The following is a 22,217-nucleotide window of genomic DNA, read 5'->3' as shown; positions in this document are numbered from 1 at the left end:
ACCTCGGTGCGAAAAAAGAGTCGGTACAGGTGCGGCTTAGATAGCGCCGCGACGGCTCTTGGCGTAGGTGTCGAACGCCACGGCCAGCACGATAATTACCCCGGTGATAATCTGCTGGTAGTAAGCCGATACGTTCATCAACACCAGTCCGTTAATCAGAATTCCCATGATGATCGAGCCGATAATCGTGCCGCTAATCCGGCCGTAACCGCCCATCAGCGACGTGCCGCCAATGACCACCGAAGCGATAACGCGCAGCTCAAAGGTGATCCCCGCGACCGCTTCTGCGCTGCCGAGACGGGCGCTGAGAATAAAGCCTGCGAGCCCTGCCAGACAGCCAATCACGACGTAGACGCTGACCAGTACGCGTTGCACATTCACCCCAGCCAGACGCGCGGCTTCGGTGTTACCGCCGATGGCGTACACGAAGCGACCCCAGCGAGTTTTATGCAGCGCGAGATAACCCAGCAAGGCGACCAGCGCGAAGATCCAGATTGGCACCGAAATACCCAGGATCTCTCCCCGCCCCCACCAGCGATAACCGGGGTCGAAGCCGGCAATTGGCGCCCCGTCGTTCATCACCAGCGTTAACCCACGCCAGATCGTCATCCCGCCCAGCGTGACGATGAACGGCGGCAGACGCAGTTTGGTCACCCCCAACCCATGCAGGAAACCAATGAAGGAGCCCATCGCCAGACAGACGCCCAATGCAACCAGCCAGCTCAAGCCGTACCAGGCACCAGGATCGACGGTGGTGAAGTTGTCACCTTTAATCACCGAGGCAGCCGTGATGGCGCATACCGCTAGAATCGAACCGACGGACAGGTCGATCCCAGCAGTCAAAATGACGAACGTCATCCCTACGGCCATGATCCCGTAGATGGACACTTCGGTAAGGATGTTGGTGATGTTGCGTTCAGACAGGAAATTGCTGTTCTGCGACTGAAAGAAGATCAGCAGCAGAATCATGAAAATAAACACGCCAAAGCGTTCAAAAAAAGCAATCGGGTCAAAACGTCCACGTGAATTGGACGGCGTAATGCTCTTAGAAAGCGGCTGCTGGGACATGCGTCACCTCCGTTATGCTGCGTGTAATGCGTCGTGGCAAATGGCCATCATCGTCATCAGTTTTTCTTCTGTGGCGTCATCGCCATGAATTTCCCCGCTGATCCGCCCTTCGCTGAGCGTGATAATACGGTCGGAAATCGCCATGACCTCCGGCAGATCGGAGGAAATCACAATCACGGCGACACCCCGTTTCGCCATATCGAACAGCACCTGATGCACTTCGGACTTGGTGCCAACATCGATGCCGCGCGTGGGCTCATCCACGATCAATACTTTGGGGTTCAGCGCCATACAGCGGGCAAGAATCACCTTTTGCTGGTTACCGCCCGACAGCTTTCGCACCTCCTGCTCGCTGTTCACCATCTTGATGTGAAGCGCCTGACGGTAGGCCTCGATCAGATCGTCCTCCTTACGGATGTCGACAAACCAGCGCCAGCGCATAAGTGACGAGAGATTAGATAGCGAGATGTTTTCCCTGATCGACAACCCCAGCACCGCACCTTCTTTCTTACGGTCTTCCGGTACCAGCGCGATGCCTTGCGACAACGCATGCAGCGGTGTAGAGGGATAATAGGGTTCGTCATCCAGCACAAATTCACCGGTAGAGAACGCGTCGGCACCAAACAGGCAACGCGCGATTTCCGTACGTCCCGCGCCCACCAGCCCGGCAATACCGAGCACTTCGCCAGCATGCACCTGAAAGCTGATGTCCTTTAGCGCAATACCGTGGGTATCCAGCGGTGGTTTTTCACGGCTTAAGCCTTTCACCGCCAGCCGTACCGGCTTATCCTGATGATGCGTTTCCGCAGGCGGACGGCGGTTAAACACCACGTCACGGCCGACCATCAGGCGAATAATCTCCTGCACATTCGTGCTGGCGACATCCCCGGAACCGGTGTAGCGGCCGTCCTGAAAGACGGTAAACCGATCGCACAGCTGGAAGACTTCGTGCAGCCGGTGCGTGACATACACCACGCTCACGCCGCGCCCTTTCAGCTCGCGCACCACGCGGTGCAGGCTGTCAACTTCACTGTCGCTCAACGCCGCCGACGGTTCATCCATCACAATCAACTTGGCGTTCAGCGTCAGCGCTCTGGCGATTTCTACCATCTGCTGCTGCGCCACGCTCAAACGTGCGACCTGCGTCGTCGGCGCAATGTTCAATTTCAGATAATCCAGTACCGCTTTCGCCTCGCGATTCACCGCCAGCGCGTCCACGAATACGCTACTACGCTGCGGTTCGCGTCCCAGGAACATGTTCTCCGCAACGCTCATATTGGGCAGCAGATTAAATTCCTGATAAATGGTGATAATCCCCCGCTTTTGGCGCTCAACGGGCGATTCGAGCGGTAACAGCGTTTCGCCACCAAACCAGATATCGCCGCTGGTTTGCGGCTGCGCGCCTGCCAGCGCCTTCAACAGCGTCGATTTTCCCGCGCCGTTTTCTCCCAATAGCGCATGAATTTCTCCCGGCAGTACGGTCAACTGCGCGTTGCTCAGCGCCCAAACGCCGGAGAAACTCTTTGCCAAATTGGTAATGTTCAGTAGGGGTTCCGTCATGTTTACCTTCCTCCCGCAAGGCCGCGCGGACGCGGCCTGCTGAATACCTGTTATGTAGAGAGCGACTTATTTACCCGCTTCGCCAATACGTTCGGCATCGTTCAGGTTATCTTTGGTAATCATGGTTGGTTGGTAGTCTGCCCCGGTGATAAGCGCTTTACTGCGGATGTTATTGGTCAACTGCGTCAGTGCGGTCGTCACCGCGTAGCCTGGACGTTGATCGGCAGTCACAGCCAGCCAGCCGTCGCGTACGCGAGCCAGCGCTTCCGGCACGGCGTCAAAACCGGTCACCATGACGTCACCGGGTTTCAGACCTTGCCCTTGTAACGCTTCAATCGCGCCCAGTGCCATGTCGTCGTTCGCAGAGAGGATCACCTGCGGACGTTTAGGCAGCGAAGGAAACACACTTTCAACGATGCGCATCCCTTCGGAACGCATCCAGTTCCCCGTCTGGTCTGCGACGATGTGGTATTTGCTCCCGCCTGCTTTCAGGCTGTCGCGAATCCCCTGCGTGCGTTCGATGTTAGAAGACGAACCCGGTTGACCGGTCAGCAGAATGATCTCTGCACCATCTGGGAATTTGGTTTTGACATAGTCGGCAATCGCCTGACCGCCTTTATAGTTATTGGCACCGAAGTGCGGCACCGCTTTTTCCGTTTTTACCGCACGATCCAGCGTTACCACCGGTAGCTTGGCATCCTGAATATCGGTAACCGCGCTGGACACCGCGTTGACGTCATTCGGTGACACCACGAAGCCCTGTGCCCCACGCGTGATGGCATTTTCCAAATCGGCGGCCTGCTTCGGCGAGCTACCCTGTCCATCCAACACCTGCAAATTCACGCCCAGTTCTTTGGCGGCTTTAACGGCGGTGCGTTGCATGTGAACTTCAAACGGCATAGCGAGATTCGGCGTACTGAAAACGATTTGTTCATTTTGGGCCTGAGCAAAACCAGACAGACCCAGTGCGATGGCGATTGCGGAAACGCTGATGACCTTTTTCATATGTCTATTCTCTGCTTCTGTTATGGGTATGGTGTAGGGTTGAAAGCAGGTAAAACGCGATGTGCCGATAGGGTTACACGGCGACCTCCTTGCCTTGAGCCAGTGATTCAAAGGCTTTATCCGCCAGATTCAGCGCACGCTCACCGTCCAGCCCGGAGCATTCCGGCTGCGTGCGGCCATTCAGCACATCGACAAAGTGCTGCCACTCTGCCGCGTAGGCGGCGTGATAGCGTTGCAGGAAGAAATATTCGGGTTTCGCCGCCAGACAGCCGTCGTCGGTCCACTGCTCGACCACGTTTTCGCGGATGTTGCCCGCGCTGAGCACGCCTTTCGCGCCATGTAATTCGAGACGCTGATCGTAGCCGTAGCCGGAGCGGCGGCTGTTGACGATGGTCGCCATCGCGCCAGAAGCAAATTTCAGCACGATAAACGCAGTATCGATGTCGCCCGCGTCGCCAATCGCCGGATCGACCAGATTGCTGCCTTGTGCAAAGACCGACACCGGCTCTTCGCCCATAATGAAACGTGCCATATCGAAATCATGGATCGTCATATCGCGGAACATGCCGCCGGAAACGCGGACGTACTCAGCAGGCGGCGGCGACGGATCGCGGGAGATAATCAGGAGAGATTCCGGCTTGCCAATGCGGCCTTCACCCGCCAGCGTTTTGACGCGGCGGAATTGCGGGTCGTAGCGGCGATTGAAGCCAACAAACAAGGGTACGTTCTGCTGTTTGACGACGGTCAGGCAATCACGAACGCGGGCAATATCCAGATGTACCGGTTTTTCACAGAAAATGGCTTTGCCGTGTTTGGCAGCCAGCTCAATCAGGTCGGCGTGCGTGTCGGTCGCGGAGGCAATCAGGACGGCGTGCACCGCCGGATCGTTCATGACCTCGTCAACCGTTTTTACTTTGGTATGATAACGTTCTGCCAGCGCCGTGGCATTTGCTGGGTTGGGATCGACCACCGCGTGCAGGTTGGTTTCTTTGTGTGCCGCGATGTTCACTGCATGGACCTGACCGATGCGGCCCGCGCCCAGTAAAGCGATGTTAAACATAGATACTCCCTTGCTGCCTGAGTGGCGTGTAATGCCAGACTGAAAAAGTGACGGATAACGGCTAGTCGCATTCTTCCCAGCCCCATCACCCGATCTTTACCGCGAATCCTGATAGATAAAATAAAACATTTATTCCAGTTTTGTATAAATTGAAAATTATGTTTTTGCGTACCAGTTAACATTTTCATGACATCTTCGCTGTTTTCTGCAACCCCAATCACACATCGTGTGAGTAAGTCTGTGGAGGTATACAAGGCTGTCAGCGGATCGAAGCAGTGCAGGAACGAAATAGGAGAGAAAATGAAACTGCGGTTTGAAAATGAAATGGATGTTTCAGTTTGTTCTCCCTCCGCATTCACCACTCTCGGAGACAAAAATACAGGGAGTTATCACGGTTTTTACCTTTATCCGGCGTAAAAAATTATGCTGAGGAGATAGCTGGCTTCGGATGAGCCGCAGGACGCGGCGAAAGCTTGCGCCACGTATGGAACGTGTCGCAAGCGGTCCGTTAAGCCAGATACCGACGAAGGCACCGCGTAAGCGGCATAATTCCCGCCGAAAGCCTGGGGTCAAGGGGCGAGCGGCGTTTGAGCCGTCCCTTGTCGGGCGCGTGCTACTAAGTAGCATGAAAATGGCGGCATTATCGCGCACGAAACCGTCTCTTAGTCTTCATAAAAACTGTGACTAAGAGACAGTGCGAAAGGGGAGCATTTAATACTGCCGTGCGCGGGAGAGCGCGGCTTTCACGCTATTGGCAGCAGCCTCGATCTCAGGGTTGTCGGCAACCTGTGCCGTACCGGTGCGCCACCAGGATTCGTAGCCGTGCGTCATGGTCTTCGGCAGCACCTTGATGTCGAGCAGTACGGGTCCCGAATGCTGGCGTGATTCCATCAGCGCCTGCCTGAGCGAGACTTCATCATGCACTCGCCACGCTTTACAGCCGTAGCTTTCCGCGTTCTTGGCGAAATCCACCGGAATGAGTGCGCCGTGCAGTTGCCCCGATTCTGCATCGCGATAGCGATTTTCCGTACAGAAGCTACCCATTCCCTGACTCATTTGCAGGTTGTTGATACAGCCAAAGCCCGCATTATCGAATAGCAGCACGGTAATTTTGATGCCCTCCTGTACCGCCGTTTGCAGTTCGGTATGCAGCATTAAATAGGAACCGTCGCCGACCATCGCGTAGACCGGCTGTTGCGGTGCCGCAAGGCGTGCACCAATCGCCGCCGCAATCTCGTATCCCATACAGGAATAGCCATACTCCAGATGATAGCTGTCCGGCGTTTTCACCTGCCACACGCGCTGTAGATCGCCCGGTAACGAGCCCGCCGCTCCTACCACAATCGCGTTGTCTTCCAGTTTCTCATTCAGTATGCCCAGCACGCGCGTTTGCGTCAGATGGGTATTCAGCATCTGGCGGTATTCATCCAGCTTGTCTTCCAGACCATCCACCACTTCTGGCACCAGTTCACCGTTATCCTGCACGGTAAACAACCGCTGTAGCTCGCACTCCCATTCCGCACGAACCTGCGCGACAGTCTGCTGCCAGCCGCTGCGATACGATACCGTCTCCAGCCGTTCAGACAGCGCTTCCAGCCCGACACGCGCATCGGCGATCAGGGGTAGCGCCTCCAGTTTTAACGCATCGAACTCGGCAACGTTGAGCAGTAAAAATTCGACGTTCGGGTTCTGAAACAGAGATTTAGAGCCAGTGGTGAAATCGGTTAAACGCGTCCCGACGCCGATAATCAGATCCGCCTCATGCGCCAGCCGATTCGCCGCCAGCCCGCCCGTCACGCCAATACCACCGCAGTTCAGCGGATGTGATGACACAATCGCACCTTTACCTGCCTGCGTTTCGCCAAACGGAATTGCAAATTGCTCGGCAAATTGCGCCAGCGCGTCATGTGCGCCGGAATAACGGACACCGCCGCCGCAAATCAGCATCGGACGACGCTTTTTCGCAATCAGCGCTGCCGCCTCCTCCAGTCGTGCCGCATCCGGCGGGCGTCGTTCGAGGTGATGGACGCGCTTGCGGAAAAACGATGCCGGATAATCCCAGACTTCCGCCTGCACATCCTGCGGTAAACATAGCGTCACCGCGCCGGTATCGGCCGGATCGGTCAGCACGCGCATCGCATTAATCAGCGCACTCATCAGCTGTTCAGGGCGATTAATGCGATCCCAATAGCGGGAAACCGGTTTGAAGCAGTCATTGGTGCTGATCGACAGATCGTGATACTGCTCGACCTGCTGCAACACCGGATCCGGCTGGCGGCAGGCAAAGAGATCGCCGGGCAGCAGCAGCACCGGAATGCGGTTGGCGGTGGCGGTCGCCGCCGCAGTCACCATATTCGCCGCGCCCGGCCCCACCGATGAGGTGACCGCATAGATTTTCCGTCGCTTGTGCTGTTTAGCGAAACCGACGGCGATCTGCGCCATTCCCTGTTCATTGCACCCCTGATGCACGGTGAGACGATTCGCCTCCTGCTCCAACGCCTGGCCGATGCCCAGCACATTACCGTGACCGAAAATGGTCATGACGCCCTGCACAAAGGGGGATTCTTCACCGTCTACGCTGAGGTATTGCTGGTTGAGAAACCTGACCAGCGCCTGCGCCATGGTGATGCGACACGTATCCATTGATCTACTCCTTCACGTAAGGGAGGATTAAAACGACGATCCCTGCTGCAATATCGAGATTCACGGGTATACCACGGGGTGAGGCATCCCTGCGGGAACCTCATCCCCGTGTTCCCCCTAAAACTACACATCATTGATACAGCACATTTCCAACACTTATTATCGTTACCAACGTGACACACATCCTCATTCCAGCGTGGGCATGACGAAGCTGCTGGTGTGGTGTTCCAAACGGACGCTAGCGGGCCAGCGGCTGGTGACGGTTTTCATGCGGGTGTAGAAGCGCACGCCGTCGCTGCCATGGACGTTGAGCGGCCCAAAAATGGAGCGCTTCCAACCGCCGAAGCTGTGGAACGCCATCGGCACCGGAATCGGTACGTTCACGCCGACCATACCTGCCTGCACCTCTTCGCAGAACTGGCGTGCAGTCTCGCCATCGCGGGTAAAAATAGCGGTGCCATTGCCGTATTCATGGTTATTAATCAGCGTCACCGCCGTCTGGTAATCCGGCACCCGCACCACGGACAGCACTGGGCCAAAAATCTCTTCCTGATAGATCTTCATCTCCGGCGTGACGTTATCGAACAGCGTCGGTCCGATAAAGTAGCCTTGCGGATGCGCCTGTACGGACAGCGTGCGACCATCGATACGCAGCGTCGCACCCTGCTCGACACCACTTTGAATATAGTCGGCAATCTTCGCCCGGTGCGGTGCGCTGATCACCGGCCCCATTTCATTTTCCTGCCCGTCAACCAGACCTGGTCCGACGCGCATTGCTTTGATCTGTGCGCTCAGACGCTGATGCAGCGCTTCCGCCGTGTCATCACCAACGGCCACCACCACCGACAGCGCCATGCAGCGTTCGCCTGCCGCGCCAAAGGCCGCGCCCATGATCGCGCTGGCAGCCATGTCCATGTCGGCATCCGGCATCAGGATGCAGTGGTTTTTCGCCCCGCCCAGCGCCTGACAGCGTTTGCCGTGCGCCGATGCCGTCTGATAAATGTATTCCGCCACCGGCGTCGATCCCACAAAGCTCACCGCCTGTACGCGCGGATCGGTCAGCAGGATGTCCACTGCTTCCTTGTCACCCTGAACCACGTTAAACACGCCATCCGGCAGGCCCGCTTCTTTCAGCAGTTGCGCTAACAGCAGCGAGAGCGACGGATCTTTTTCCGACGGCTTAAGCACAAAGGTATTGCCGGTCGCCAGCGCAATCGGGAACATCCACATGGGCACCATCGCCGGGAAGTTGAACGGCGTAATCCCGACGCACACGCCGAGCGGCTGCATGAGCGAATGGCTATCCACACCCGTGCCGACATTCGCCGAGTGTTCGCCTTTTTGCAGATGTGGGATACCACACGCAAACTCAACAACTTCCAGACCGCGCGTCACCTCCCCCACGGCATCGGAATAGACTTTGCCGTGCTCCTGTGAAATCAGACGGGCCAGCGTATCCATTCGTTCTTCCAGCAGCGCTTTGAAGCGAAACAGCACGCGCGCCCGGCGGAGCGGAGAGTGTTTTGACCACGTAGGGAATGCCGCCGCCGCGCTGGCAATCGCCTGCTCGACTTCCGCCTTATCAGACATCACAACCTGGCGAATCTGCTCGCCCGTCGCTGGGTTATACACCGCGGCGTAGCGTTGGCTGTTGCTGGAGGCAATCGCCCCCTGAATGAAGTTAGATACGGTTTCCATGTTTACACCTTTGTGGGTTTTGAGGAGACAAACGGCTGACATCGGATTACAGTATATGAAATGAATATTCCATTTAATGGAAAAATAAAATAAATGTTGATTATTGTGATCCGCTGCGAATTTTTATGTAAACTTGAAGACAGCCGTCCATAAAGACAGGCGAGCAGCCTCTGAAAATAGCCGTACCGATGAAAGGCGTGCCGCCAAAAATGTCGTACAGATAAAACAACCGTATCCAGAAATGAATTTTCTGTTCCGTTTCAGGCGCAAATCATGAAATCGCCCTAATGGGATAGGTTCTTATACGTCTTTGGGAGATAACCCGATATGCCCATGGCAACCAGCCTGAGAGAGTTACAGGAACAGATTCGCGAGCGCTATGATTCGCTCAGTAAGCGGTTACAGCAGGTGGCGCACTATGTACTAGATAATACCAACAGCATCGCGTTCGATACCGTCGCGGTGATCGCCGAACGCGCTGACGTTCCCCCCTCAACGTTGATTCGTTTCGCCAACGCCTTTGATTTCAGCGGCTTCAACGAAATGAAACAGCTGTTCCGTATGAATCTGGTGGAGGAAACCGCCAGCTATACCGACCGTGCGCGGCTGTTTCGGGCGATGGAAGCTGACGCCATGCCAGAAACGCCGCTGGATATTCTGCATGAGTTTGCCCACTCAAACGCGCAGGCGATGCAGCAGTTGGCAGCACGCACCCCGCCAGAGGATCTGCAAAAAGCCGTCGATCTGCTGGCACAGGCGGAAACCATCTATATCGTCGGGCTGCGGCGCTCGTTCAGCGTCGCCACTTACCTGACCTACGCGCTTAGCCATCTGGAAAGCAGCCCGATTCTGGTCAACGGGTTGGGAGGCATGTTTCGCGAACAGCTCAGCCGAGTCAGCTCGCGCGATGTGGTGGTTTCCATCAGCTTCTCGCCCTATTCACAGGAGACCGTGATGGTCAGTGAAATGGCAGCGAAAGCCGGTGCGCGGCAAATCGTGATTACCGACAGTCAAATTAGCCCTCTAGCGACACTCAGCGACGTTTGCTTTGTCGTAAAGGAAGCGCAGGTTGACGCGTTCCGTTCACAGTCCGCCACGCTATGTCTGGTGCAATCGCTGATGGTGTCGCTGGCCTACCGGCAGGGAAACGGCGCAGATCAGAGTGAAAAACAGCAGCGCGGCTAGTCGGAATCGTTTAATTAGCAGGACTCACAGAGAGGGAGAGCCGTTTTATGCTTAAAGTGATCGCACAAGATTTTATTAAGCCTGAGTACATTGAAATCGTCATGCCGCTGTACCGCGAATTAGTAGAGAAAACCCGACAGGAGCCGCTGTGCATCTCCTATGAGCTTTTTATCAATCAGAAAGATCCGGGGCATTTCACCTTTATCGAAACCTGGCCGGATAAAGCCGCACTGGACACTCACTGCCAGACCGAACACTTCCAGCGTCTGGTTCCGATGATCAATAGCCACCAGCGGGCCGAATGCACCGTCCTGCTAATGGATCCGTTTGAGTGACACTGCGCCGCCTGCTGGCTATAAACCTATCTTGAGACTAATGACGGCCCTCCCGCCGTTTCCTTATGCATTCAGGCAACTTCGGTTCGGCGGCGGCCTTTATTTTTTGCCCGGTAAAGTGCCATATCCGCGGCTTTTAACCAGTCAATATATTGACCCATTTCCGGTGAAATTTCCGCAATACCGACGCTGACAAACACCGCCAACTGCGGCGTCTGGCTCAGGAATTTCAGCGATAAGCTCTCCCGAATACGATTCACGGCGTCCAACGCGTCTCCCGCGCTGGTCTGTGGTAAAATAACGGCAAACTCATCACCGCCGAACCGCCCAATCACATCCGTTTCCCGAAAGCCGGATGTCAGCTCACGCGTCAGCAGCAATATCGCCTGATCGCCGACGTTATGCCCAAAGTTATCGTTAAAGGCTTTAAAATGGTCGATATCAAACAGGACTAGCGTCGCCGTACGCTTATAGCGCTGGCAACTATCATACTCATGCTTTAGCAGACGTTCCCAGTGGTGACGGTTATAGAGGCTGGTCATCCCGTCATGAATACTGACTTCCATCAGCATACGTTTGTGTTCCGCCAGTTTCAGCGCAGTGGTGTAAGTGACATAACCCAGAAAAATCGGGTAGACCAGCAACATCGGTAGACAGGCATAAAGCTGCAGCGGTGTCGTATCCAGCGAAACCGGCACGGAAAACAGCACAAGCACCAGCACACAGGCGACACACTGTAATACGATGCCCTGAACAAGCAGCTTTACTCCACCGCCAGCCGTACAGTTCATCCCTACCATTGCCGCAATCACGGCGCTGGGCAGAAGATTCACGCCCATAAACCCAATCCAGATGCCACCAAACGCCACATCAATCAATAAATTACTCTTCTCGCACTGCATCGGGTCGCGTGACCGCAGGGACAGCGTGTAGGCAATGTGAGGCCAGATAAAGGTGTTAAGAAAGAGCAACACCCACAAGAGCGTCGGGACAGGCCAGGTAATTAGCACCGAGGAAATAAAGAGAGCGCACAGTATCGTACCGACAATCCGTGGAATATAGACTCGCTGGGAAAAGCGTAGCCCTGAGCGACGTACATCTACCGTCAAAAACATCGGCGGCGAGGCTGACATAACGACCCCCATTGCGGTTCACGAATAAATAGCGAGAAAAAAGAACATTATGGCTGAAAGCATGCCAGCAACAGTGAGCAATTTTTGAATTTATTTTGTTACATAACGAAACGAAGTGATGTCGTAAGGGTTGGAGAGAGTAGCACGGATGTTAAAGGTAGCTGGTCTTACCCGTGGCTTTCGTCCCATTCCGATTATTGCCGTAGACGTCCCCATCATGATAGCCCATGTTATTAAGCTGGAGAGGGTTGTAACCGATTGATGTGAATGGTCAGAAACATGATCTCATCTGTTGTTAGCTGGCAACCGTAATTTTTTTCCACATAATCATATACTTTCATTGCACAGGTATAGGCCCGCGGCATCAATTCGGTAATCCCCTGATAGATTGAATCGTCGCCGTGATTCACCGTTTCCCGATTTAACAAACGCAGAGCGAAGAATTTCAGATGCGTAACCAAACGCTGATAATTAAGGGAATGTTCATCGAACGTGATGTGCAGATCGTATTTCAGAATGGTCAGAATATCTTTAATGATACCTGGGCTTTGCATCGTGCTCTGCATATCGCTGTTATTCGTTGCATTCGCCAGATGCAGCGCAATAAACCCCGCCTCATCCTCCGGCAAATCGATATCCAGTCTGGTGCGAATCAGTGCCAGTGCCTCCAGCCCAATGGCAAATTCACTGCGATAGAACTGGCGAATATCCCATAGCATCAGGTTCTTGATCGTCTGCCCTTTTTTATGGCGTTGAATAGCAAAGTTAATGTGGTCGCTTAATGCCAGAAACAGCGTGTCCTGCACATCAAGTCGCAGCGTTTTTTGCGCCAGAGTAATGATCTGCTGCGTCACAGCCAGACAGTCGGGCGGAATATCCGCTAGGAGCTGTGACAGCACATCCGCTATGCCGTCACTTTTCTTCACGAACTGGCTTTCAATACGCTGCGGATCGATAGGGTCACCCACTTTCTTGCCAAAGCCGACGCCTTTGCCAATCGCCACAATTTCCCGTCGGTCATCAGCCAGCACCAACACGGCGTTATTGCTCAGTATTTTTTCAATGATCATCGCATCAGCCGTCCTGTCTGATGGGAAGGCACGCAGGCCTTCCCTACCGTTTAGCGCCTCAACGTGGTATCGACGAGGCGCCTTTTCAATGTTGTTCGTTTAAGGATCGATTACGCTTCTGAGCTATCCAGCCCATTGTTTTTAATGATATCAGCATACCAGTATGCGCTTTTTTTACGGATACGCCGCAGATCTTTCAGATCGAACTCTTCACGGTTAACGTAAATAAAACCATAGCGCTTCGAGCATCCCTGATGGGTGGATATGAGATCCAACGCCGACCATGGCGTATAACTGAAGACATCCACCCCGTCGGTGATCGCAAGCTGGATTTGCTCAATGTGGCGTTGCAGATAGTCGATGCGATAATCATCGTGAATCTCACCGTTTTCATCGAGCGTATCAAACGCGCCCAGCCCATTTTCCGTAATGATCAGCGGTAAATGGTAGCGATCGTGCAGTTCACGCAACGTATTGCGGAAACCTATCGGATCGATCTCCCAGCCAAAGGCATTTTTCTGCAACCACGGATTACTTGCCCCGCGATGTACGCCTTCTTCACTGATGTTATAGATAGCGCGATCGGGCTGGATTCAGACAAAAAAAAACCTGATACGAACATGTCTGAATCACATGCGTCGTATCAGGTTTCGCTCGGGCCTTGGCCCGATCACGTCCTTCTTATCGGGTTATATCTGCTAACCGCCGTAGACTCAAACCGAGGTCGGGCAATCTGTGATGAATATCACCGATAATGTCCTCACCTGAGCAGGAGTGTCCTCTGTGCCAGCCATCTCAGGAATGCAGACTCACCGCTCATGTCCGTCGTCGCTGTCACGCACGCCGTGCCCATTGAGCCTCACGAGCCGCTGCAACAGCCTTAGCAACTTCATTCCATCTGGCGATCCCAGACCCGTACAGACGTCCCACCCTTCAGAGGCAACAAAGGCCCCATTATTTCCCCGCACGATATCCTTGCAGCTATTATGGTTACGGTACAACAAAGGAGGAATAAACAGCGAGGCCGAATGGGTTAACGCGAGCATACGTGCCAGCAATCCCGCCCACAGCGGTGCAACAGCACTGGTTCCCCCAACAACGCCTTCCAGTCCGTTAACTTCAATCAGATAGCCTGTTTCGGGGTCGGCATTACCGCTGACGTCCGGTACGCCGCGGTGTTGCAAAGGATGATGACCGCCATATTTGTCGACCAGAGACATCCCCAACTGCCAACCGGGCAACGCAAAGTACTGGCTGAAACCACAGCCTGTCGCGCCGCCGTCTCGGTTATGCCAGGTCGTTTCTTCCATCGCTTTTTGCAAGCGAGTGCCGCCACAGGCTAAAACGTAGGGGCTGGATGCAGGGAAATCGACATGCAAACCATGTGGTTCACCGTCCTGTGAGCCGTGATCGCCAGACGCCACGCACACCGTAATCCCTAGTGCAGCGGCGGTCTGAAAGGCCTGGTTGTACACCTGTAATGACTGCGCAGTCCATTCCGACTCGCAACTCCCCCAGCTAATCGAAATCACCGAAGGCGCATTTTTTTCATCATAAATCGCTGCGTTGATCGCCTCTAAAAATCCGGCATCGGTATTCGGAGCAAAATACACCACAATTTTAGCGGCCGGTGCCAGCGTACCCGCAATTTCGATATCCATCTGCACTTCGATATCGATCGGGTTCACCTCTTTGTCGTCATCTGACGAAGCAAGGGTATTCTTAGCGCCCCCCACACAAACATCGACGACCTGCGGCGGATTGACGCCCATTCGTTTAAAATAGTGCGCCAACTGCGGTAAGCGATACCCGCCCCCCAGTTCAATAATCCCAATACACTGCCCTGCACCGTCATGCTCTGGAAAGTGGTAAAGCTCCGCCAGCTCAAGCGGCGTATAACCCGACAGGCGCTTTGCCGTAGTAGAGAACGAGTCGTTTATACGCAGGTAACAGTTCGACGCCAAACGCTCATCAAGGCCTAGTACGGCGATAACTACGCCTTGTAGGTATTCAGGCAGATAAATTCCCCCTGCTCTCCCACGAAATACCCCGTTTTTGTGCTCATACCGGGCCAAGCTCACGCGAAATGCCTGCTCCATTTGCGCCACCGTCCCCGTCAAGAAGACGGTACGGCTGGCAGCATGTTCACGCTCGACAGATAGCCGATAATGCTGTGCAAACGCACGGACATGCTCTAGATCGGCCTCATCAGCGCCGAACTTTCTGGCATAACTGGCGCGCGACAGCGGTTTATTAGCGCAGATGCCGCCAAATTGTGGATCGATACTATCGTGCAGTTCGGTGTAATACTCATCATCTGGCGTTGTAAAACGCAACACCAGCATGACTCTGACGCTTTCATTAACATTACAGCGTTCGCGGTACGCGGCGTCAGCGATATTTCCGCGTTCACTCCCTTTCAATAATTGGTAAGTCATCGTCTTCTCTCCCACTCAGCTATTTGCTGTTTGGTTCAATTTGACTCAATGCCACATAAATCTGGCGTTTGTCGTTCTGTGACAGATGCTCAACATTAATAGAAGAAAGAAATGTGGCCTCTTGCTGAAGTGCAAAATGCCCGCCATTCGCAAGGTAACGTTGAATACTCACCAGAAGCTGGTCGTCAATCGTGAGTAGTGTGGGTCTAATGGTGTCGTTCAACGACAGCGGCGTCCAGTCGCTCTCCGGTGTCGCAAGCCAGTCTGCCATATAACGATACTGAATGGCTTTGCTGGAATTCATTAATGACGTAAAAAACAGCTGGGTACTCTGAGGGGATAAACCAACGGCAGCAGATTGCTCCCGCACCTTACTCAAAATACGATCCTCTTGTTTTAGATCCTCAACTGGCAGGTGTTGGCGGGCCTTATACCCCGCAACATCTTTCATCAACACCATCCTTTCCTGAATCAGTTGATAGATACCAAGAGGATTATCCTGCGTTGCGGCATAGAGAGGAACACACCAAACAGAGCTCATTACTAACGAGATAACAGCGGAAATAGGCAAATTCATCGGATTACATTCTCTTGTCAGCACCACCATGAAGGTCTATGGCTATATTTTTATTTCGCCATTGCGACAGGAGATAATAGGTTTCGCCATATGAATCTTCCATGACGAAACTATTTCAACCGTTACCCACAGGAAACATTTCTTCTTAAAAATCTCCCAACCTGCCGCGACACCCGCCATTAAGTTGCTAAATTACAAGAAATTTAAGAATAAAGCCCCAAAAGCACAATCCTCATTACTCGATGATTAAGATACAAATAATAACAAAATGAAATAGTTCAATTTAGTTACTAAGTGGCAATATTGCTCTGTTAAGCAAGCGCACACAAAAAAGCCCGTCGTGGCACTCGGCCATGACGGGCTTGATTCACCCTAAACGAACGAAGATTGATTAGTGCTCTGTGAGACCATACAGCGAGCTGCGGCGCTGTAGCATCTGACCACCGTCTCGCGTCAACGGTACCCAACCAACAGCGCCACGTTTCACCGTCGGTTCAGTGAACAGTAGATCAAACGGTATCGAGACGTAGAAGCCTTTGGTGAAACTCCCTTCCCCATATTCAGCGGCGCTGACGTTGGTCTTGGTCGCAAAGGCACCGGCAATAATTCCGCTGTCAAAGCGGCGAGACAGATCGAGAGTCACCCCTTTGTCCCCTGCCAGATAACGACCCACGCTCACTTTAGCGACCGCACCTTCCACAAACGGCAGTTCCCAGTACGCAGTCAGATGACCTGTCACCACATCGTAATCGGCCATCCTCATGATGTCGTTCCAGTCACGCTGTTTGGCATAGTTCACATCCAGCCCCAGCGCCCAGCTTTTACCAAACGGACGATACAGCACTTCAGATCCGACCCCCGCATACATCATTTCCAGATAGCCGCCGTAGACCTGGGTATACCAGTCCTGCGCGGGATTATCCATGCGAGTCAATTGCAGGTTGGTCAATAGCAGATCGGAAGAAGTAATGTATTCACGCACCCAGGTTCTGACGCGTGGTAGCGCTGCGCCATCCGCCGGTGGTGCTTTAAAATTGAATTTGTCATAGTTATTCACCAGATTCAGCGTTGCCGTTCCGCCTACGCTCCAGTGATCGCTCAGACGGTAGTCCACGTTACCTTTCAGTGCGACCTGATACATGTAGAAGGATTCAGGGCCACCGAAAGACTGCGTCAGCGTCGGATCTAATGAATACGTCAGACGATCGGGTTCTGCGAGCAGCACCTGCTGACCACGCACGTCGGATACCGGCTCTTTGCGATGCGTTTCAGGCTCCGGTTGACCCAGTGGAACGGCAGCCTGCTTAACCTGATGGAAGGCTTTGGCATCCACTTCCGTGCTGGCAATCGGTAAACGCTGGCTGCGCTGAACAAGGTGGTATTCATCAATACTACCCGGCACATGGTTTGCCAATACCGTAGCCGCACGCTGCGTCGCCTGTTCACTATCACGATACTTTGTCTGATCGGCAACAATGGTGACCTGCTTTTTGTCCGCGTAAATATCGGCGTCTTTAAAGCCAGCCTTATCATTTAGCTCTTTGGAGACGAGCTGCCAATTTGTGCCTTTGCCATCCTGCACTGGCGCATAGACGGGTGGCGCATCGTCTAAATAGTTCGGCTTCAGGTCGTTGAAATTAGTGCGTAGGGTAAAGCCCCACATCAGGGTATTGCCACGCTGCCACGACAGCGTAGTATCCAGCACATCGCCCACACGGTAGACGGCGCCGATATTGAAAGGGGAATCCTGCTTGACAGCACCAGCAGTTTCGCGACTGTAGTCATTACCATCATATTCAAGCTTTAAGCGCAATGGATCCCACGGGGTTTGATATTCAACACCACCAAATAGCGCTGCCGAACCGTGAAAGAAATTCCCAACTTCGAATTGCCCACCGTTCTCAGAATACCCACGACTACGCTGGCAGAAGCTTGCTTTCAACGAGCAGGCGGGATTTTTAATATTACTGCTCTCGGCCATATTGCCCCACCCCATACCCAAGGAAAAATCAAACGGCCCCATACGCTTACTGGCCACCAGATATTCGCTATCAAATAATCCTGTACCGGCGATATCACGCAACCCCAGAGACAGATTGGGCATCCAATAACTTTCCTGCCACAACCTCGCCTTAATATCAAAACCTTTATCTTTATGTGTCTGACTACCACTAAAACCAGAGTACAAACTATATAATCTTGTTCGCGTATCAGTATAGCGTACCGTCGTTTCCAGCCAGTCAAAGAGCTGGAGCGATACGGAATAACGCCGATACTCTTCGTTGTCACGATAGTTCAGGCTAAATTCGCCCGTTTTCGCCATACGCGCCGTCGGCATCTGCAATAACCCCGTCCCCCCAAAATCAGACTGCGACACGCCAGCAGGCTGAAAGCGCAAGTTCGGGTTCGTCGCAGTACGGCTGCTTTCTGTTTCAGCCGCCATCGCCTGCGCACTCAAGATGCTGCCAATCGCCAACGCCAGACAGCATAGTTTAATGTTTCTGTTCTTTGTCATTCGAGTGGAATCCGGTTAGCAAGGTAGTCAGCAAGCTGATCGTTAAGTGATGACATATCCTGTGGTAGCACCGAGGGGTTAAAGCCGATAAAGAGCGTTTCGCCCGCAGCGGGTTCACGATGCTGACGATTCCACAGCGCCAGCGGCACCTTACGCCACTGACCGTTCCCCCCAATCAGATAGCCGTAACTGTTGTCCGCTCCCGCAAGAAGCCGACGTCCAGAGAGATAATTCTCGACCGACCATCCTGCACGTAGCGCCACTTTCCCCGAGGTCTCCAGTTCCCCCACATCAGCGGCCGTATTCACCAGACCGATCAGCGACAACGTGTCATCATGAGGCGCCACATACAGTGCATATTCCCCCACCAGAGGGCGATTATTTTCTATATACACACGTACGCGGTCAGGATCCAGATCGGTACGGATACGACCCGCAACATTAATCGGGTTAATCGTCTTTCTCAGCAGCCAGGCGGAGATCGCCAGATCGCCATCGCCTGAATTGCGCCAGCGCGTTTCCAGTTCAGCCAGCTTTTGCAGCAAGACATCCCCTTGCGCACGTACCTTCTGTGTTGTCGCAAAATCAGAAATAAACGCCGTTTGCCAGTTAATATTCTGTGGCCAGGAAACCTGTTCGTAAAATTTTTCAAGACGCGTACCGTCGTCCAGTTTAACGACAGCGATTGTCTCTTGAGGCGATTTTACAGTCAGTTGCGCAGACGTCGCGACGCCGGAAACCAGCAGCAACAAGGTAGCGATACGATTGAGTGCCAACATTGCAGCCCCTTATTGTACGTAGGGTTTTAATACGGTGAATGTGGCCAATGCCATATCCGGCCCCATATACTGCTGGCTTTGAACCACACTTCCGTTAGTCGGATCGAGCCAGTAGCTATTGGTGTAAGATTCATTCAACGCGGGGACGGTCACCTGCTCATCAAAACGCAGCAGCTCACGCGGGATATCCAGAATTTTTACGGTTTCTTTGCCGCGGGCCTGAAAAACAGACGTGGTCTCATAACCGCCCCGGAAGACCTGAGCCCATTCAACCCGGCTCTGCCATGTCATTGGCGTTGATGTCTTCAATAGGCCTAACGCCAGGGGATCGTGTTGCAGGTTATCCACATAGGTAATGTCTTCGCCGAAGCCCTGCGTTTTCACCAAACGACCATGTTGGGTCGATACCATATTTTTATCGGCACCGATCCATTTCAACTGATTCTGCTCGGCGAAAGCGAGCACAACAAACGCCTGTGGCGCTTTACCCACTTTCAGATAGGCCGATGCATAGGGCGTATTGGCAACCTGTTTAGCCGTCACATGGGTGTCATCCTGGCCGAAAAATGCCAGCTTGAAGGTTTTCCCCACTTGATCCACATTTTGGGAACAGCCAGTCAGCACAATCGATAAAAGAGGTATGGCAATTAGCGCTCTCACCTTTGCCATTCGTTTTATTTTTGTCATGGAATGCAGTTCTCGTTGAACAGCGTAGCCCGGAAAAAGAAAGGCCACCGAAGTGGCCTTAGAATTAAAACGAAATTAACTACGAGTACCAGTAGTTGCCGTCGTTGTCCCCGCAGGAGAGCTGTCATCGTTGCTGGAAACAGCAACTGCAACAGCAACACCGATCGCAGCAGCAGCACCGACAGCAATCAGAGCAGTAGTACCAGCAGCAAAGCCAGCACCACCAGCACCAGCGGCACCCGCAGCAGCAGCGCTGGTGGTCGTGGTGGTAGAGGTACCAGCAGCAGTGCTGCTAGAGACGCCATCAACAGCAAACGCGTTTGACGACATGGCCAGTACCGCAGCCAGCGTGATTAACGTTTTCTTCATTACGATTTCCTTTTTAACATGAAGTACTTCAGGGTGGGGTACCGTCGAAAAGACCATACCCCGTCCTTCATTTCAGCCAGCACAACAGCAAACCGATTGAGTTTTGCGTCGTTACCGACCGTTACCGGGATCCTCCCAGTAATGAGTTACAGTTCAATGGCGATGAAACTATCAATGAGGAAATAACCCCTCTATGAGATAAAACCACCTCTGACAACCAACACCAGAAAACAAAACTACAACTCAATTTTTGCAACACCGTTAAAAATAGCAAGATCCCGATGTAATAAACAGCAATGATCTCGGTAAAAAAGCAGATTTCTTTAATGAAATTTACAGTATTCCAGAAAAAAAGTCATAGATATCTTAACGATATCGTTCCACTGATACATCAATACAAAAAACGCCAGATATTTCCTAATCTGGCGTTTTATTAACAAACGGCGCTATCTAAGCATAAGAAACGGCTATTCCAGCCACTCGGTATGGAATACGCCTTCTTTATCCGTACGCTTATAAGTATGTGCACCGAAATAGTCACGCTGAGCCTGAATCAGGTTAGCAGGCAACACGGCTGAACGGTAGCTGTCGTAATAAGCAATGGCCGCTGAGAACGTTGGCGTTGGGATGCCTTGCTGAACCGCGTAAGATACCACGTCGCGCAGCGCTTGCTGATACTCATCTGCCACTTTCTTGAAGTAAGGGGCCAACAGCAGGTTAGCGATATCTGCTTTCTGCTCGTACGCATCGGTGATTTTCTGCAGGAACTGTGCACGAATGATGCAGCCAGCGCGGAAAATCTTGGCGATTTCACCGTAGTTCAGATCCCAGTTGTTCTCGTCTGATGCCGCTTTCAGCTGTGAGAAGCCTTGAGCATAAGAAACGATTTTACCCAGATACAGCGCACGGCGTACTTTCTCAACAAACTCGGCTTTATCACCACCGAATGGCTGAGCCGTTGGGCCCGTCAGCACTTTAGAGGCCGCAACACGCTGATCTTTCAGTGAAGAAAGGTAACGTGCAAAAACGGATTCCGTAATCAGAGACAGCGGTTCACCCAGATCCAGAGAGCTTTGGCTGGTCCATTTACCGGTACCTTTATTAGCCGCTTCATCCAGAATCACGTCAACCAGATAGTTACCTTCTTCATCTTTCTTCCTGAAGATATCGGCAGTGATCTCAATCAGGTAACTGCTTAATTCGCCTTTGTTCCATTCAGAGAACGTCGCGGCAAGCTCGTCGTTGCCCAGATCCAGTGCCTGCTTGAGCAATGCATAGGCTTCGGCAATAAGCTGCATGTCGCCGTATTCAATGCCGTTATGCACCATCTTGACATAGTGGCCTGCTCCATCAGCGCCAATATAGGTCACACAGGCTTCGCCATCAGCACGCGCAGCAATCTGTTCCAGAATCGGCGCAACCAGCTCATACGCTTCTTTCTGACCTCCCGGCATGATGGAAGGCCCTTTCAGCGCGCCCTCTTCCCCACCGGATACGCCAGTACCGATGAAGTTAAACCCTTCAGCGGACAGTTCGCGATTACGGCGAATCGTATCTTTATAGAAGGTGTTACCGCCATCGATCAGAATATCGCCTTTTTCCAGGTAAGGTTTCAGCGATTCAATCGTTTTATCGGTTGCTTCACCGGCCTTCACCATCAGCAGAATACGGCGTGGTTTTTCCAGGGATTCGACAAACTCTTCAACGGTGTAAGAAGGCACCAGTTTTTTACCCGGATTTTCCGCGATAACTTCATCAGTTTTATCGGAAGAACGGTTAAAGATGGAAACGCTATAGCCACGGCTCTCAATGTTCAGCGCCAGATTGCGCCCCATCACCGCCATACCGACAACGCCAATTTGCTGTTTGGACATTAAAGCAACTCCTGTCTGAAGGATAACCTGCCTGCAACGGCGACAACGTCTCGCGTTGCGACCTCGCAAGCAATTTAAAAACAGGCCGACATGGTAACTCAGCTTTGCGTGAGTGGGTAGTGATTGGTTTGATAGCGAAAGCTCACCCAATCGGAACGTATGGCGGGAAAAAGAAAAAGCCGCAGAACGATTCAACGATCTGCGGTTTTACAGCGAGTTAT

The 22,217-nt window shown here is 53.0% G+C and carries 17 protein-coding genes and 1 pseudogene; 2 read left to right on the top strand and 16 right to left on the bottom strand.

Annotated elements, in window-relative coordinates; all coding sequences use genetic code 11:
- Nucleotides 1-36: 36 nt before the first annotated feature.
- The 6 genes from EO763_RS07420 to EO763_RS07395 form a co-directional block, all read right to left on the bottom strand.
- On the bottom strand, nt 37-1,068 hold the full coding sequence (locus tag EO763_RS07420; protein ID WP_039492426.1) for an ABC transporter permease: 1,032 nt from the start codon (nt 1,066-1,068) through the stop codon (nt 37-39).
- A gap of 12 nt (nt 1,069-1,080) precedes the next feature.
- Nucleotides 1,081-2,628 carry a sugar ABC transporter ATP-binding protein gene (locus EO763_RS07415; RefSeq protein WP_161528543.1) on the bottom strand — a complete coding sequence of 516 codons (1,548 nt, stop codon included), beginning with the start codon at nt 2,626-2,628 and terminating at the stop codon, nt 1,081-1,083.
- Between the two features lie 66 nt (nt 2,629-2,694).
- The gene (locus tag EO763_RS07410) at nt 2,695-3,633 is read right to left on the bottom strand and encodes a substrate-binding domain-containing protein (protein ID WP_161528542.1); all 939 of its coding nucleotides are present in this window, start codon (nt 3,631-3,633) and stop codon (nt 2,695-2,697) included.
- A gap of 73 nt (nt 3,634-3,706) precedes the next feature.
- Nucleotides 3,707-4,693 (bottom strand): inositol 2-dehydrogenase, encoded by a 987-nt coding sequence (gene iolG / locus EO763_RS07405; protein ID WP_161528541.1) that lies wholly within the window; start codon nt 4,691-4,693, stop codon nt 3,707-3,709.
- 711 nt (nt 4,694-5,404) lie between these two features.
- On the bottom strand, nt 5,405-7,336 hold the full coding sequence (gene iolD, locus EO763_RS07400; protein WP_161528540.1) for a 3D-(3,5/4)-trihydroxycyclohexane-1,2-dione acylhydrolase (decyclizing): 1,932 nt from the start codon (nt 7,334-7,336) through the stop codon (nt 5,405-5,407).
- Nucleotides 7,337-7,522: 186 nt separating this feature from the next.
- Nucleotides 7,523-9,034 (bottom strand): CoA-acylating methylmalonate-semialdehyde dehydrogenase, encoded by a 1,512-nt coding sequence (locus EO763_RS07395; RefSeq protein WP_161528539.1) that lies wholly within the window; start codon nt 9,032-9,034, stop codon nt 7,523-7,525.
- A gap of 327 nt (nt 9,035-9,361) precedes the next feature.
- Between EO763_RS07395 and EO763_RS07390 the strand changes: the two genes are divergently transcribed.
- Both EO763_RS07390 and EO763_RS07385 read left to right on the top strand, forming a co-directional pair.
- Nucleotides 9,362-10,219, top strand: coding sequence for a MurR/RpiR family transcriptional regulator (locus EO763_RS07390; RefSeq protein ID WP_161528538.1), 858 nt, complete (start codon nt 9,362-9,364; stop codon nt 10,217-10,219).
- 47 nt (nt 10,220-10,266) lie between these two features.
- Nucleotides 10,267-10,554: a putative quinol monooxygenase gene (locus tag EO763_RS07385; RefSeq protein WP_161528537.1), complete on the top strand. Its 288-nt coding sequence runs from the start codon at nt 10,267-10,269 to the stop codon at nt 10,552-10,554.
- 71 nt (nt 10,555-10,625) lie between these two features.
- Here the strand turns inward: EO763_RS07385 and adrA are convergent, their stop codons facing one another.
- The 10 genes and pseudogenes from adrA to gndA all read right to left on the bottom strand — a co-directional run bounded on the left by adrA (nt 10,626) and on the right by gndA (nt 21,996).
- Nucleotides 10,626-11,687: a diguanylate cyclase AdrA gene (gene adrA, locus EO763_RS07380; RefSeq protein WP_161528536.1), complete on the bottom strand. Its 1,062-nt coding sequence runs from the start codon at nt 11,685-11,687 to the stop codon at nt 10,626-10,628.
- Nucleotides 11,688-11,920: 233 nt separating this feature from the next.
- Nucleotides 11,921-12,757 (bottom strand): BglG family transcription antiterminator LicT, encoded by an 837-nt coding sequence (gene licT / locus EO763_RS07375; RefSeq protein ID WP_161528535.1) that lies wholly within the window; start codon nt 12,755-12,757, stop codon nt 11,921-11,923.
- 110 nt (nt 12,758-12,867) lie between these two features.
- A pseudogene (locus tag EO763_RS07370) lies at nt 12,868-13,317 on the bottom strand (family 1 glycosylhydrolase); the annotation flags it as partial.
- Between the two features lie 249 nt (nt 13,318-13,566).
- Nucleotides 13,567-15,195, bottom strand: a complete 1,629-nt coding sequence (locus tag EO763_RS07365; RefSeq protein ID WP_161528534.1) for a S53 family peptidase — start codon at nt 15,193-15,195, stop codon at nt 13,567-13,569.
- 19 nt (nt 15,196-15,214) lie between these two features.
- Nucleotides 15,215-15,772: a chorismate mutase gene (locus EO763_RS07360; RefSeq protein WP_161528533.1), complete on the bottom strand. Its 558-nt coding sequence runs from the start codon at nt 15,770-15,772 to the stop codon at nt 15,215-15,217.
- Nucleotides 15,773-16,163: 391 nt separating this feature from the next.
- Nucleotides 16,164-18,287, bottom strand: coding sequence for a YjbH domain-containing protein (locus EO763_RS07355; RefSeq protein WP_161528532.1), 2,124 nt, complete (start codon nt 18,285-18,287; stop codon nt 16,164-16,166).
- Complete coding sequence (locus EO763_RS07350; protein ID WP_161528531.1) at nt 18,284-19,066, bottom strand: capsule biosynthesis GfcC family protein; 783 nt, start codon at nt 19,064-19,066, stop codon at nt 18,284-18,286. The genes EO763_RS07355 and EO763_RS07350 overlap by 4 nt, the downstream gene beginning before the upstream one ends.
- Before the next feature lie 9 nt (nt 19,067-19,075).
- Nucleotides 19,076-19,753: a YjbF family lipoprotein gene (locus EO763_RS07345; RefSeq protein ID WP_167521836.1), complete on the bottom strand. Its 678-nt coding sequence runs from the start codon at nt 19,751-19,753 to the stop codon at nt 19,076-19,078.
- Between the two features lie 75 nt (nt 19,754-19,828).
- Nucleotides 19,829-20,122, bottom strand: coding sequence for a hypothetical protein (locus EO763_RS07340; RefSeq protein ID WP_010296810.1), 294 nt, complete (start codon nt 20,120-20,122; stop codon nt 19,829-19,831).
- Between the two features lie 467 nt (nt 20,123-20,589).
- Nucleotides 20,590-21,996, bottom strand: coding sequence for an NADP-dependent phosphogluconate dehydrogenase (gndA, locus tag EO763_RS07335; protein ID WP_039492568.1), 1,407 nt, complete (start codon nt 21,994-21,996; stop codon nt 20,590-20,592).
- Nucleotides 21,997-22,217: the final 221 nt, after the last annotated feature.

This window comes from Pectobacterium odoriferum, assembly GCF_009931295.1.
GTDB lineage: Bacteria > Pseudomonadota > Gammaproteobacteria > Enterobacterales > Enterobacteriaceae > Pectobacterium > Pectobacterium odoriferum.
The sequence above is the reverse complement of the archived record's forward strand: the minus strand, read 5'-3'. Positions and strand labels throughout refer to the sequence as shown.

Bases quoted from the DNA above. Each gene is read 5' to 3' on its own strand.
- EO763_RS07420 (WP_039492426.1), bottom strand. From the start codon at position 1,068: ATGTCCCAGCAGCCGCTTTCTAAGAGCATTACGCCGTCCAATTCACGT.
- EO763_RS07415 (WP_161528543.1), bottom strand. From the start codon at position 2,628: ATGACGGAACCCCTACTGAACATTACCAATTTGGCAAAGAGTTTCTCC.
- EO763_RS07410 (WP_161528542.1), bottom strand. From the start codon at position 3,633: ATGAAAAAGGTCATCAGCGTTTCCGCAATCGCCATCGCACTGGGTCTG.
- iolG (WP_161528541.1), bottom strand. From the start codon at position 4,693: ATGTTTAACATCGCTTTACTGGGCGCGGGCCGCATCGGTCAGGTCCAT.
- iolD (WP_161528540.1), bottom strand. From the start codon at position 7,336: ATGGATACGTGTCGCATCACCATGGCGCAGGCGCTGGTCAGGTTTCTC.
- EO763_RS07395 (WP_161528539.1), bottom strand. From the start codon at position 9,034: ATGGAAACCGTATCTAACTTCATTCAGGGGGCGATTGCCTCCAGCAAC.
- EO763_RS07390 (WP_161528538.1), top strand. From the start codon at position 9,362: ATGCCCATGGCAACCAGCCTGAGAGAGTTACAGGAACAGATTCGCGAG.
- EO763_RS07385 (WP_161528537.1), top strand. From the start codon at position 10,267: ATGCTTAAAGTGATCGCACAAGATTTTATTAAGCCTGAGTACATTGAA.
- adrA (WP_161528536.1), bottom strand. From the start codon at position 11,687: ATGTCAGCCTCGCCGCCGATGTTTTTGACGGTAGATGTACGTCGCTCA.
- licT (WP_161528535.1), bottom strand. From the start codon at position 12,757: ATGATCATTGAAAAAATACTGAGCAATAACGCCGTGTTGGTGCTGGCT.
- EO763_RS07365 (WP_161528534.1), bottom strand. From the start codon at position 15,195: ATGACTTACCAATTATTGAAAGGGAGTGAACGCGGAAATATCGCTGAC.
- EO763_RS07360 (WP_161528533.1), bottom strand. From the start codon at position 15,772: ATGAATTTGCCTATTTCCGCTGTTATCTCGTTAGTAATGAGCTCTGTT.
- EO763_RS07355 (WP_161528532.1), bottom strand. From the start codon at position 18,287: ATGACAAAGAACAGAAACATTAAACTATGCTGTCTGGCGTTGGCGATT.
- EO763_RS07350 (WP_161528531.1), bottom strand. From the start codon at position 19,066: ATGTTGGCACTCAATCGTATCGCTACCTTGTTGCTGCTGGTTTCCGGC.
- EO763_RS07345 (WP_167521836.1), bottom strand. From the start codon at position 19,753: ATGACAAAAATAAAACGAATGGCAAAGGTGAGAGCGCTAATTGCCATA.
- EO763_RS07340 (WP_010296810.1), bottom strand. From the start codon at position 20,122: ATGAAGAAAACGTTAATCACGCTGGCTGCGGTACTGGCCATGTCGTCA.
- gndA (WP_039492568.1), bottom strand. From the start codon at position 21,996: ATGTCCAAACAGCAAATTGGCGTTGTCGGTATGGCGGTGATGGGGCGC.